Below are 11,675 nucleotides of genomic sequence, written 5' to 3'. Positions count from 1 at the left end.
AACGGCGCTCTGACGCGACGAGCCCTCCGGAGGATGCTGCATCCGCCGGAGGGCTCGTCGGTCAGTAGTCGACCGGGGCGGGGCCGATCTCGGCGAGGAGGGCCGTCATCGCGGCGTACGCCCGGTCGCGGTACGCCACCAGCTCCGCGGTGCGTTCGGGCGAGGTCGCGAGGAACCCGCGTCCGCTCTTGACCCCGAGGGCGCCTTCGGCGACGCGCTCGGTGAGAATGTCGGGGGCCGCGAAGCGCTCCGGATACTCGGCACCGAGCGACCGGTAGCAGAAGTCGTACACGTCGAGCCCCGCGATGTCGGCGATGGCGAAAGGCCCGAAGAACGGCAGCCGGAACCCGAAGGTCGTACGCGCGATGCGATCGACCGACTCCGCCGACGCGACGCCCTCCTCCACGAGCCGGGCCGCTTCGCTGAAGAGTGCGTACTGCAGCCGGTTGAGCACGAAGCCGGTCACGTCGGTGATCGTCACCCCGGTCTTGCCGCAGTCGTCGAGCAGCTCCACGACCTGCCTGACGGCGTCGGGGTCGGTCCCCGCATGAGGGATGACCTCCACTCCCGGGATGAATGTGGCCGGATTACTGAAGTGGATGCCCAGGAATCGACGGGCGTCGGGCAGGGCTTCGGCGAGCACGGCGATGCTGATCGTCGACGTGTTGCTGCCGATCAGCGTTTCCGGTCTCGCAGCGGCGGCGATGCGTCGGAGGGTGTCGTGCTTGATCTCGACGATCTCGGGCACCGCCTCCTCGACGAGGTCGACCTCGGCGACCGCCTCTTCGATCGACGCCGCCGCAGTGATGCGCTCACGCACCGCCTCGGCGGCCCCGGGCGGGAACAGTCTGCGTTCCTCGAAGTCGTGCGCCTCCTTGCGGAGACGCTCCCGATTGGCCTCGGTGACCTCCGCGCTCACGTCGGCGATCACGACATCGCGACCCGATAGCGCGATCACCTGCGCAATGCCTCCCCCCATGTAGCCGGATCCGACCACCGCCACGCGGGAGATCATCGTGCACCGCTCTCGTAATCGTCGATGAGCTCCACTTTCCGTGCCGACGCCGAGCCGGGGTCGAAGCGGTATCCGAGCCACTCGGTGACGAGCTTCTTCGCCAGCTCCGGACCGATCACACGCGCGCCCAGCGTCAGAACCTGCGCGTTGTTCGAGAGGACCGAACGCTCGACGGAGTACGAGTCGTGGGCCGTGACCGCCCGAACACCCGGCACCTTGTTCGCGGCGATCGCCACGCCGAGCCCGGTGCCGCACACCAGCAGCGCACGATCGGCGTCCTGTGCAGCGACCAGTTCGGCGGCGCGCACGGCCACGCTCGGATAGGGGGTGGTGTCGTCGGGTCCGACACCGACATCGGTCACCGCGTCGACACGCGCGTCCTCCTCCAGCAGCGCCTTCAGCGCGTCCTTGTACTCTCTGCCGGCGTCATCTGCGCCGACCACGATCCTCCAACCCATGGATCACTCCTGTCTCATGCGTCGTTCGACCGCGTCCACCACGACGGTGAACGAGACCGCTCCCGGGTCCGGGTGACCGACGCTCCGTTCTGCAAGGGGGCGAGCCCGGCCGCGACGCGGCGAGAGGTCGGCGGTGGCATCCGCGGCCTGGCGCGCGGCCGCGGCGCCGGCGGACAGTGCACGGCGGACGTCTCCGCCGTCACCGGCGGCGCGTGCGAACGCCGACTCGAAAGGCGCGATCGCGTCGAGCATGGTCTTGTCGCCGGGCTGAGCGCCGCCGAGCGATTCGATGCGCTCCCGGGCGGCGCGGATCGCGGCGCCGACATGCTCGGCGTCGAGATCCGGCGCTGCCGCCAGCGATGCGCCGAGCGAGACGAGCGCGCCGCCCCAGAGGGCACCGGAGGTGCCGCCGGCCGTCTCGGCCCAGGCATCTCCGGCGGCTTCGAGCACGGTGTCCACGCCGGCCTCAGCGTCGGCGCGCCCGGCGGCGTCGGATGCGGCGGTCAGACCCCGGAGCATCCCCACTCCGTGGTCGCCGTCGCCGGCGATCGCATCCAGGTCGCCGAGCCGCTCCGCTTCGACGGAGATCGCCTCCCGCGCGACGGCGAGCAGCTCACGCGCGACAGCTGCAGCCGACCGCGACGCCTCCGAAGCCGGCGGACGAGACGACAGGGTGATCGGGCGTGCCGGCGGCCGCCGTCCGGCAGCCGGCTTCTCCGCCTCCGCTGCGGACGGGGTCACGGTGCCCTTGCGGAAGGCGGGCGCCGACGCGGCGGAGCGCCAGAGCTCCTCGAGCTCGTCATCGAGCCACATGGTCGTCAGCGACACCCCGCCCATGTCGAGGCTGGTCACCAGCTCGCCGCACACGGGCTCGACGACGGTCACTCCGTTCTCCTCGAGCAGATCACAGACGTGGCCGAACAGCACGAACAGCTCCTCGTACTTGACCGTGCCCAGCCCGTTGAGCAGCACGACGGCCCGGTCGGCCCCCTCGGGTCGCTCCTCCAGCAGCGGCGCCAGAAGAGTCTGAGCGAGGCGGGATGCGTCCTCGATCGGCACATCGCGGACTCCCGGCTCGCCGTGGATCCCCAGACCCACCGACATCGCGCCATCGGGTACGTCGAAGAGCGGATGCTCCGCACCCGGCAGCGTGCACCCCGCGAAGGCCACGCCATGGCTGCGCGTGCGCTCGTTGGCACGTCGGGCGAGGCGCTCGACGTCATGGATTCCGTCTCCGCGCTCCGCGGAGGCGCCGGCGATGTGGAAGACGCACACGATCCCGGCGATCCCACGGCGCCGGTCCTCCTCCCCGACGGGGGCGCTGGCGACGTCGTCGGTGATGAGCACGGTGCGGGCGTCGACGCCGCGTTCGCGCAGGCGACGCTGCGCTTCGCCGAAGTGGATGACGTCGCCGGCGTACTGACCGAAGGTGAACAGGACGCCCCCACCCGCATCGGCGGCCTCGGCGACGCGCAGCGCCTGGCCTGTCGAGGGCGACGTGAAGACGTTGCCGCAGATCGCACCCGCAGCCATTCCCTGTCCGACGTAGCCGGCGAAGGCCGGATAGTGACCGGACCCCCCGCCGACGAGCACGGCGGTGCGACCCGCGGGCAGGGGCTGAGCGCGCACGACTCCGCCGTACACCAGTCGCACCTCGCCCTGATGGGCGAGCGCGAACCCGCGCAGCGCGTCGGGGACGAAGGTCTCGGGGTCGGCGATGATGCGGGTCATGCCGCCCCCGCCGTCGACGACATCTGACGCACGCGGCTGGTGCCTTCGATGCCGCGTGCCGCCGGCAGCACGCGATCATGCAGATAGTCGCGGTTGGCCGCGCTCATGCTCAACCCGTCGCCGCCGTAGTGCTCGACGCACACGACACCGTCGAACCCCGCCTGCGCCATCACCTTGATGCACGTGCGGTAGTCGATCACTCCCGACTCGAGGTACGCGGGCACCGCGCTGTAGAGCCCCGTGGAGGGATCCTCGTAGCGCGCGTAGTTCTTCACATGCCAGAAATTGGCGTAGGGCGCGGTCTGTTCGATGAGTTCCCGCCAGTGCTCGACGGGACGCGGCAGGCGGATCAGATTCCCGATGTCGGGGTTGAGGCCGACCGCGTCCGAGCCGATCTCCTCCACAAGCCGCACCGCCGAGGATGCGGAGCCCAGGTACGTGTCCTCGTACAGCTCGAGCGAGAGGAGCAGCCCGACGTTCTCGGCGTGCGCGCCGAGTTCCCGGAACCGCGACACCGCCCGCCGCCAGGCTTCGGCGTCCTCGGGGTCGTCGACGTGGCCGACCGCGGTCCAGAACCACAGCCGCTCCCGCTGCTCGTCCGTGAGCGCCCGGTGCAGTCCGGCCGACACGACCCCAACCCCCAGTTCCGCGGCCGCGTCGATGCAGCGATGAAGGTACGCGAGGTGGGCGTCGCCGGCATCCGCATCGATCACGCTGCGGCGGATCGCGGACATCGACACGGCGGACAGTGCCGCCTCGTCGAGGCACGCGCGCAGATCGGCGAGCTGCCCGGCGGAGAGATCGCCGTAGTGCAGCCACGAGTCCGTGAGGTCTACGCGGTCGAACCCCGCGCCGCGCACCTCCGTGAGGTCGGCGAGCCATCTGTCGCGCAGAGGTTGTGCGACCCCCGCCTCCGGGTCCGCGTTGCCGAGCGACAGCATGGCCGACGCGATGGGCCACGCTTCGGGTGTGCTCACGAATGTCTCCTCTGACTGCTGGTGAACCGCGAATTACAACGTTGCATATCCGAAGTCGACGTTACACGACCGAACGCACGAGCGTGAGGGCGAGAACGCGATGTCCTCGCCCTCACTGTCGGTCATCACGTCAGGACGACCGGGTGGGTGATCAGCCCTGGAAGAGCCTCGGCAGGAAGTCGATCAGCGACTTCTGCCAGACGTCCCAGCTGTGCGGACCGGGGATGATCGGAGCGAACTCGTGCTCCACCCCGCGGTTCGTCATGCTGCTGATCAGGCTGAGCGTCGCACCGTAGGTGAAGTCCTGGACGTCACCGGAGTAGACGCGCAGGAGCTCGGTGCCGTCGTTGATGGCCTGGACGTCCGCGCTGCCGGGGACGCTGCCGAAGGCCGACATCGCTCCGATGTACGCGAACTCACCGGGGTACGCCCACAGCGTGCTGAGGGTGTGCCCGGATCCCATCGACAGGCCCGCGAGAGCCCGGTCCTCACCGTCACTGCTGACGTTGTAATGCGCCTCGGCGGCCACGGTGATGCGCTGGGTGATCTCCGTCGGGAAGTTCACGCCGTTGCCGTTGGCCATCACGACCACCATCGGCTCGATGTTGCCCTGGGCGTAGTGGTTGTCCAGGATCTCGGCGGCGAAGCCCACCTCGATCCAGTCCGTCCACGTCTGTCCGCCACCGTGCTGGAGGTAGAAGACGTTGTACGGCTCGGCGCGATCAGCGTCGTAGTCCGGCGGCGTCCACACGTACGCCGAGCGCTCGGGGTTGCCGTTCGCACTGCTCGTGTAGTTCATGATCTCGACGTTGCCGCGGTCCTCAGGCGCCACCGGGGTGGTGAACTCACCGCGGAGCGTCTCGTCACCGGGAACCTGGAAGGTGCTCCAGTTCGGCTCGGAGAGCACGGTGGTGGGGTTGGTCTCGTCCTTGTGGTCCGAGCCCTCGACGACGAACTTGTAGTAGTACGAGCCCGCCTCCACCGGCATGCTCAGGCGCCAGCGGCCGTCATCCTGCAGCGTCATCGGCGTGCGCGGCCAGCTGCCGGCAGGACCGAAGTTGCCCCACACCGTCACGTTGTTCGCGTCGGCGAACTCGGTGCCGGTCTCGAAGGTGACCACGCTGTTCTCGTCGATGAACGGGGTCGGCGTGAAGCCCGACTCGGGGAACGAGTGCGGCTCGAGCGCGAGGTGGCCCTCACTCGGTCCGGTGTCGCCCGACGCCTGGAAGACGCGCTGCGCGAAGTCGTGCAGGCTCTTCTGCCACGTGTCCCACGTGCCGCCGGTCTCGGGGTCGGAGCCGTCCGACTGGAACTCGACGTCGGCGGCAGCGAGCTTGTCGGCCAGATCGACCGTCGCGTTGTAGTTCGGGTCGGTAACGTTGCCGACGTACAGCCGGACGAGATCGGTCGCGCGGTTGATCTGCTTCGCCTTCCCGTTGCTGATCTTGCCCGCACCGTTGCCGAGGTCATCCGCGGCATCGGTCGAGAACGAACCGACGTTGGCGAACGCCTTGGTGTCGCTGACGAGAAGGCTGAGCGCCTGCTCGGCTCCGCGACCGATACCGGCGATCGCGCGGTCCTCGCCGTCGCTCGAGACGTTGAACGCGTCCTCGGCGGCCGGAAGCAGGTTCTTGACCAGTTCGCGGCTGATGTCGTCGACCTCTCCGTCGGCCATCACGACGACCATCTGCACGGCGTCGCCGTCGAGCGTCAGGTTGTCGAGGATCTGCTGCAGTCGACCGAGCTCCGCCCACTCGCGGTAGCTCTGCCCTTCGTCCTGAAGAAGGTAGAGCACCGGGTACGCCTTGGCGCGGTCCTCGTCGTAGCCCGGAGGCGTCCACACGAGCGCCGAGCGCTCGGCGCCCGTGACGGCGCTGTCGTAGCTGAACTCCTCGAGGCTGCCGCCGCCCTCGACGTCCGCGAGCCACTCGGCTCCGGGACCGTCGACGAACAGCGTGTTCCACGTGGGCTTGGACGTGACCTCTTGCGGGCTGGCGGGGTTGCGGAACGCCACCTTGTCCTCGCTCCACGAGGGCCGGGCGGTGTACTCGTAGTAGTAAAGACCGGGCTCGAGCGGGCCGATCGTCGAGGTCCACGTGCTGCCGGAGCCCATGTTCAGGTTCGTCCAGGTCTTCCCGGGACCGAAGTTGCCTTCGACGGCCACGACCGACGGGTCGACGCCGGTCTCCGGTTCGATCGCCGCGTCGGGCACGGCGAAGCGGTACACATCCGAGACGACGTTGTCGACCTCGGACACCCACGGGTCTTCCTCGGCCGCGGCCGGCTGCGCCACGAGGAGCGTGGATGCCCCCATCGCCGCAGCGGTGGCCAACGCCACCCATGCTCGGCGGGAGCGCTTCTCGCTGCCCCGCCTCTGTTCTGTCACAATCACCTTTGATTTCCTCTCGTATACATCCCGCATCGCGTTGTGCGAGAGCGTCACCTGAGCCGATCGAGCAGCTCCGGCGCGCGTCTCGACGTGACCCCCGACGAAGCTCCGTGTCGGTTTACAACGTCGTAAATCCCGTCACGCCCCATGTTGCGCGAGAACGGAGTACAGGTCAAGGGTCAATTCCAACGTTGTACATTCCGTTCAGACCTTGAACGCGCGACGGTGATGTTGCGCCGGACGGATTCGATGTGTGAAGATGTGGAAAGCGTTTACCAGCTGTATCAGGAGAAGGACCTCATGACCGACACGACCATCGCACCCGCGACCGCCGCCGCATCCGACACCCTGCCCGAGGTACGCGAGATCGGCATCATCATGAACGGCGTCTCGGGCCGCATGGGCTACCGCCAGCACCTGGTCCGCTCGATCCTCGCGATCCGCGAGCAGGGCGGCATCGAGCTGCCCGACGGCACGAAGGTCACCGTCAAGCCGCTGCTGGTCGGCCGCAGCGCGGCCAAGCTCGCCGAACTGGCCGCCCGTCACGGCATCGACGACTACACAACCGACCTCGACGCGGCGCTCGCCGATCCCCGCTGGGAGATCTACGCCGACTTCCTCGTCACCAAGGCGCGCGCGACGGCACTGCGCAAGGCGATCGCCGCCGGCAAGACGATCTACACCGAGAAGCCCACCGCAGAGACCGCCGACGAGGCGCTCGAGCTCGCGAAGCTCGCCGCCGAAGCCGGCGTGAAGACCGGCGTCGTGCACGACAAGCTCTACCTGCCGGGCCTGCAGAAGCTCAAGCGCCTCATCGACTCGGGCTTCTTCGGCCGCATCCTCTCGGTGCGCGGCGAGTTCGGCTACTGGGTGTTCGAGGGCGACTGGCAGCCCGCGCAGCGCCCCAGCTGGAACTACCGCGCCGAGGACGGCGGCGGCATCATCGTCGACATGTTCCCGCACTGGAACTACATCCTCGAGAACCTGTTCGGCGGCGTGAAGACGGTGTACGCACAGGCATCCGTGCACATCGCCGACCGCTGGGACGAGCAGGGCGAGCACTACACCGCGACCGCCGAAGACGCCGCGTACGGCATCTTCGAGCTCGAGAACGACGTGGTCGCCCAGATCAACTCCTCGTGGACCGTGCGCGTCAACCGCGACGAGCTCGTCGAGTTCCACGTCGACGGCACGCACGGGTCGGCCGTGGTCGGCCTGTTCGGCGCGAAGATCCAGCACCGCAACGCCACCCCGAAGCCGGTGTGGAACCCCGACCTCGCCGACGACCACGACTATGACGACGATTGGGCCGAAGTGCCCACGAACGACGTGTTCATGAACGGCTTCCGCCAGCAGTGGGAGGAGTTCCTCGCGTCGTACGTGCTCGGCACCGACTACGAGTACGACCTGCTCGCGGGCGCTCGCGGCGTGCTGCTGGCCGAAGCCGGTCTGCAGTCCAGCCGCGAGGGCCGCAAGGTCGAGCTGCCCGCGCTCGAGCTCGGCTGATCGGAGAGCACGCAATGCCGCACCTCACCCTCCTCGGCGTCGACGGGGCGACCTCGCAGGTCGGCCTCGTCGAAGCCGCCGGGTACACGAAACCGGACGGACCGCTGCGCAGCCGCGTCGCGTACGCCGCCGCGCACGTCGTCCCCAAGATCGCCGCCGACAACACCCCCGGACAGCCCGCCGATGTCGACTGGGACGCCACACTCGACTTCCGCCGCGCCGTCTACTCTTGGGGGCTGGGCGTCGCCGACGCGATGGACACCGCTCAGCGCAACATGGGGCTGGACGCCGCCGCCACACGCGAGCTCATCGCCCGCTCGGCCGAGGTCGCACGGGACGAGGGCGGTTCGGTCGTCGTGGGCGTCAACACCGACCACGTCGACGACGCGCACATCTCGATCGACCGGGTGATCGACGCCTACAAGGAGCAGCTGCACTACACCGAGGAGCAGGGCGCCGGCCCGGTGCTCATGGCGTCGCGCCACCTGGCGCGGGTCGCCGAGTCGGCCGACGACTACCGCCGCGTCTACCGCGAGGTGCTCGGCTCGGCCGGCGGCCCCGTCGTGCTGCATTGGCTCGGCACGGCGTTCGACCCGGAGCTCGAGGGATACTTCGGCGCGACCGACTGGCGGGCGGCATCCGACGTGCTGCTCGAGATCATCGGCGAGAACACCGACAAGGTGGCCGGTGTGAAGATGAGCCTGCTCGACGCCGCATCCGAGGTGTCGGTGCGCGAGCGCCTGCCCGAGGGCGTGCGCATGTTCACCGGCGACGACTTCAACTACGTGGGCCTGATCGGGGGTGCCTCCGTGCCGGATGCCGCGCAACCCGAGCGCGATCCCTCCTCCCCGCGACAGCACTCCGACGCGCTGCTGGGCGCGTTCGCCGCGCTGGCTCCGGTCGCCTCTGCCGCCATCCAGGCGCTCGACGCCGGCGACCCTGCGCGCTACCTCGAAGTCCTCGGCCCCACCGAGGAGCTGTCGCGGCAGATCTTCGCCGCGCCCACCTTCTACTACAAGACGGGCGTCGCGTTCCTGTCGTGGCTCAACGGACATCAGCCGGCGTTCCAGATGGTGGGCGGCCTGCACTCCGCTCGCAGCCTGCCGCACCTGTCGCGCATCGTCGAGCTCGCCAACGCGTCGGGCGCCCTCGAGAAGCCCGAGCTCGCCGCGGTGCGCTGGCACGGGATGCTGCGTCACAACGGCCTCGACGTGCCGGGGGTGCTCGCATGACCGCCGTCGACCCCCGCGTGTCGATCAACCAGGGCACCGTCAAGTACGCCGACCTCGCCGAGGCGCTGCGCGCGACCGCGGCGGCCGGCGTGCAGGCGATCGGCCTGTGGCGCGAGCCGGTGCAGGAGGTCGGCCTCGCCACCGCCGCGGCCATGCTCGCCGACTCGGGCCTGCGCTTCTCGACCCACTGCCGCTCGGGCTTCTTCACCATGCCCGAAGGACCCGCACGACGCGCGTCGATCGACGACAATCGCGTCGCGATCGACGAGGCCGCGACCCTCGCCGCCGCCGGCGCCCCCGGCTCGCAGCCGGTGCTCGTGCTCGTCGCCGGGGGGCTGCCCGACGGCTCCCGCGACGTGATCGGCGCCCGCGAGCGCGTGCGCGACGCGATCGGCGAACTCGCGCCGGATGCCGCGGCTGCCGGCGTGCAGCTGGCGATCGAGCCGCTGCATCCGATGTACGCGTCCGACCGCTGCGTCGTCTCGACGCTCGGGCAGGCCCTCGACATCGCGGCCGACTTCGATCCCGCGGTGGTCGGCGTGACGGTCGACACCTTTCACATCTGGTGGGACCCCGATGTGATCGGCGCCATCGAACGCGCGGGCCGCGAGGGCCGCATCGCGACCTACCAGGTGTGCGATTGGAAGACACCGCTTCCCGCGGACGTGCTGCTGAGCCGCCACTACCCCGGCGACGGCGTGATCGACTTCGGACCCATGACCCGCGCGGTGGTCGAGAGCGGCTACGACCGCGACATCGAGGTCGAGATCTTCAACGCCGACATCTGGGCGAAGGACACCGGCACGATCGTGCGCGAGACCGCCGAGAGCTTCGCGGCCGCCGTGTCGCCCCACCTCGATCCGGTTCGGGCGTGACCAGATGGGGATTCCCGCCGCCGGGCGTGGCCCTGCCACGCCTCTAGAATCGGGCCTGTGAGCGGACCGTCGAGCCCGAACCGCGGGGCCATCACCCTCCACGACGTCGCACGCGAAGCGGGTGTGTCGCTGGCGACCGCGTCGCGCGTGCTCAACGGGTCGACGCGCAAGGTCGCCGAAGCGTACGCCGTGCGCGTCCAGGCCGCCGCCGACAAACTCGGCTACACGGCCAACCTCTCGGCACAGGCCACCGCACGCGGGACGGCGGCGATCGTGGCACTGCTGGTCGCAGACATCGCCGACCCCTACTTCGGCCAGATCGCCGCCGGCGTCGCACGTGCGGCGGATGGCGCGGGCCTGGTCGTCACGATCGGCATCACCGAGCGCGACCCGCAGCGCGAGGTGCGCCTCGTGCGCGCGCTGCGCGGTCAGCGTCCGCGCGGCCTGATCCTCGCGGCGTCGCGCACCGACGCCGAGGACTCGGCCGGCCTGCGCGGCGAGCTCGACGCGTTCGCCGCGACCGGCGCACGCGTAGTGGCCCTCGGTCGCGTCGACGGCGAGGCCGGCGGGCTGCGCGCGGTGCCGCTCGACAACCGGGCCGGCGCCGCGGCTCTGGGCGAGCGGCTCGGCGCCCTCGGCTATCGCGATGCCGTCGTGATCGGGGCTGCCGAGGGTGTGCGTACATCGGACGACCGCATCGCCGGATTCACCGAGGGGTTCGTCCGAGCGGGTGGGGCTCCTCCGCGCGTCGAGCGCGGCGCCTTCACGCGCGACTCCGGCTATGAGACGGCGTCACGGCTGCTCCACCAGGGCCTCGCCGACGGCACCGTGCTCTTCGGTGTGAGCGACGTGGTCGCGATCGGCGCGATGTCGGCCGTGCGCGAGGCCGGTCGACGCGTCGGACCCGACATCGCGGTCGCCGGCTTCGACGATGTCGCGACCGGCCGCGACATCCGCCCGGGACTGACGACCGTGCGCGTGCCCCTCGAGGAGATCGGGGCCCGCGCACTCCACGCGGTCGTGGCCGACGAGTGGCACGCCGCACCCTCGGCGCTGCCGGTGGAGGTCATCGTGCGCGGCAGCACCCCGGGCCGAGCCTGACCCGCCACAGGCCGAGGCCTCAGCCCGCGAGCGCCGCGCCCGCCTCGCGCAGCCACCGTGCAGGGTCGGCCATCGCCCCCTCGTCCGACCCGGCGAGTTCGGACAGCGAGAGCGACGCCGCGAACGCCGCGGTGTCGGCGTCCGGCGCGATCCGTCCGGCCACGACGAGCGCGGGGATCGCGGCCGCTGCGGCGACCGCAGCGACGTGCGCCGGCACCTTGCCGCCCGCCGACTGACCGTCGAACGAGCCCTCGCCGGTCACGACGACGTCGGCACCGGCGATCGCCGCGTCGAGCCCGATCAGGTCGGCGACGGCCGCCGAGCCGCGCACCAGCTGCGCACCCCACGCGAGCAGTCCGAAGCCGGCGCCGCCGGCGGGGCCGGCGCCGGC

The 11,675-nt window shown here is 70.3% G+C and carries 10 protein-coding genes; 4 read left to right on the top strand and 6 right to left on the bottom strand.

Annotated elements, in window-relative coordinates; translation table 11 throughout:
* Positions 1 to 61: 61 nt before the first annotated feature.
* The 5 genes from ABD663_RS12560 to ABD663_RS12540 all read right to left on the bottom strand — a co-directional run bounded on the left by ABD663_RS12560 (position 62) and on the right by ABD663_RS12540 (position 6,513).
* Positions 62 to 1,015, bottom strand: a complete 954-nt coding sequence (locus ABD663_RS12560) for a 3-hydroxyacyl-CoA dehydrogenase family protein (RefSeq protein ID WP_344739051.1) — start codon at positions 1,013 to 1,015, stop codon at positions 62 to 64.
* Entirely contained in the window at positions 1,012 to 1,473 is a 462-nt protein-coding gene (locus ABD663_RS12555) for a ribose-5-phosphate isomerase (protein ID WP_344739049.1), read from the bottom strand. The genes ABD663_RS12560 and ABD663_RS12555 overlap by 4 nt, the downstream gene beginning before the upstream one ends.
* A 3-nt stretch (positions 1,474 to 1,476) precedes the next feature.
* Positions 1,477 to 3,204 (bottom strand): dihydroxyacetone kinase family protein, encoded by a 1,728-nt coding sequence (locus ABD663_RS12550; protein WP_344739047.1) that lies wholly within the window; start codon positions 3,202 to 3,204, stop codon positions 1,477 to 1,479.
* Positions 3,201 to 4,181 (bottom strand): sugar phosphate isomerase/epimerase family protein, encoded by a 981-nt coding sequence (locus tag ABD663_RS12545; protein ID WP_344739045.1) that lies wholly within the window; start codon positions 4,179 to 4,181, stop codon positions 3,201 to 3,203. The genes ABD663_RS12550 and ABD663_RS12545 overlap by 4 nt, the downstream gene beginning before the upstream one ends.
* Positions 4,182 to 4,332: 151 nt before the next feature.
* Entirely contained in the window at positions 4,333 to 6,513 is a 2,181-nt protein-coding gene (locus ABD663_RS12540) for an alpha/beta hydrolase-fold protein (protein WP_344739043.1), read from the bottom strand.
* A gap of 357 nt (positions 6,514 to 6,870) precedes the next feature.
* On the opposite strand from ABD663_RS12540, the gene ABD663_RS12535 reads away from it, so the two are divergent.
* Genes ABD663_RS12535 through ABD663_RS12520 form a run of 4 tightly spaced genes read left to right on the top strand, consistent with a single transcriptional unit; the run spans position 6,871 to position 11,284 of the window.
* Complete coding sequence (locus ABD663_RS12535) at positions 6,871 to 8,076, top strand: Gfo/Idh/MocA family protein (RefSeq protein ID WP_344739041.1); 1,206 nt, start codon at positions 6,871 to 6,873, stop codon at positions 8,074 to 8,076.
* Between the two features lie 14 nt (positions 8,077 to 8,090).
* The gene (locus tag ABD663_RS12530; protein ID WP_344739039.1) at positions 8,091 to 9,308 is read left to right on the top strand and encodes a DUF993 family protein; all 1,218 of its coding nucleotides are present in this window, start codon (positions 8,091 to 8,093) and stop codon (positions 9,306 to 9,308) included.
* A complete protein-coding gene (locus tag ABD663_RS12525; RefSeq protein WP_344739037.1) occupies positions 9,305 to 10,183 on the top strand; it encodes a sugar phosphate isomerase/epimerase family protein in 879 nt (292 codons plus the stop codon). Before ABD663_RS12530 ends, ABD663_RS12525 begins: the two co-directional genes overlap by 4 nt.
* A 57-nt stretch (positions 10,184 to 10,240) precedes the next feature.
* Complete coding sequence (locus tag ABD663_RS12520; RefSeq protein ID WP_344739034.1) at positions 10,241 to 11,284, top strand: LacI family DNA-binding transcriptional regulator; 1,044 nt, start codon at positions 10,241 to 10,243, stop codon at positions 11,282 to 11,284.
* A 19-nt stretch (positions 11,285 to 11,303) separates the two neighbouring features.
* On the opposite strand, the gene ABD663_RS12515 is transcribed toward ABD663_RS12520, so the two are convergent.
* Positions 11,304 to 11,675 (bottom strand): glycerate kinase (locus ABD663_RS12515; protein WP_344739031.1); only part of this gene is annotated, 372 nt, incomplete at its 5' end.

Source organism: Microbacterium awajiense (assembly GCF_039536545.1).
Taxonomy (GTDB): Bacteria; Actinomycetota; Actinomycetes; order Actinomycetales; family Microbacteriaceae; genus Microbacterium; species Microbacterium awajiense.
This window is presented reverse-complemented; position numbering and strand designations above follow the sequence as displayed.

Coding starts and splice junctions, on each gene's coding strand:
- ABD663_RS12560 (WP_344739051.1), bottom strand. CDS start 1,015: ATGATCTCCCGCGTGGCGGTGGTCGGATCCGGCTACATGGGGGGAGGC.
- ABD663_RS12555 (WP_344739049.1), bottom strand. CDS start 1,473: ATGGGTTGGAGGATCGTGGTCGGCGCAGATGACGCCGGCAGAGAGTAC.
- ABD663_RS12550 (WP_344739047.1), bottom strand. CDS start 3,204: ATGACCCGCATCATCGCCGACCCCGAGACCTTCGTCCCCGACGCGCTG.
- ABD663_RS12535 (WP_344739041.1), top strand. CDS start 6,871: ATGACCGACACGACCATCGCACCCGCGACCGCCGCCGCATCCGACACC.
- ABD663_RS12530 (WP_344739039.1), top strand. CDS start 8,091: ATGCCGCACCTCACCCTCCTCGGCGTCGACGGGGCGACCTCGCAGGTC.
- ABD663_RS12525 (WP_344739037.1), top strand. CDS start 9,305: ATGACCGCCGTCGACCCCCGCGTGTCGATCAACCAGGGCACCGTCAAG.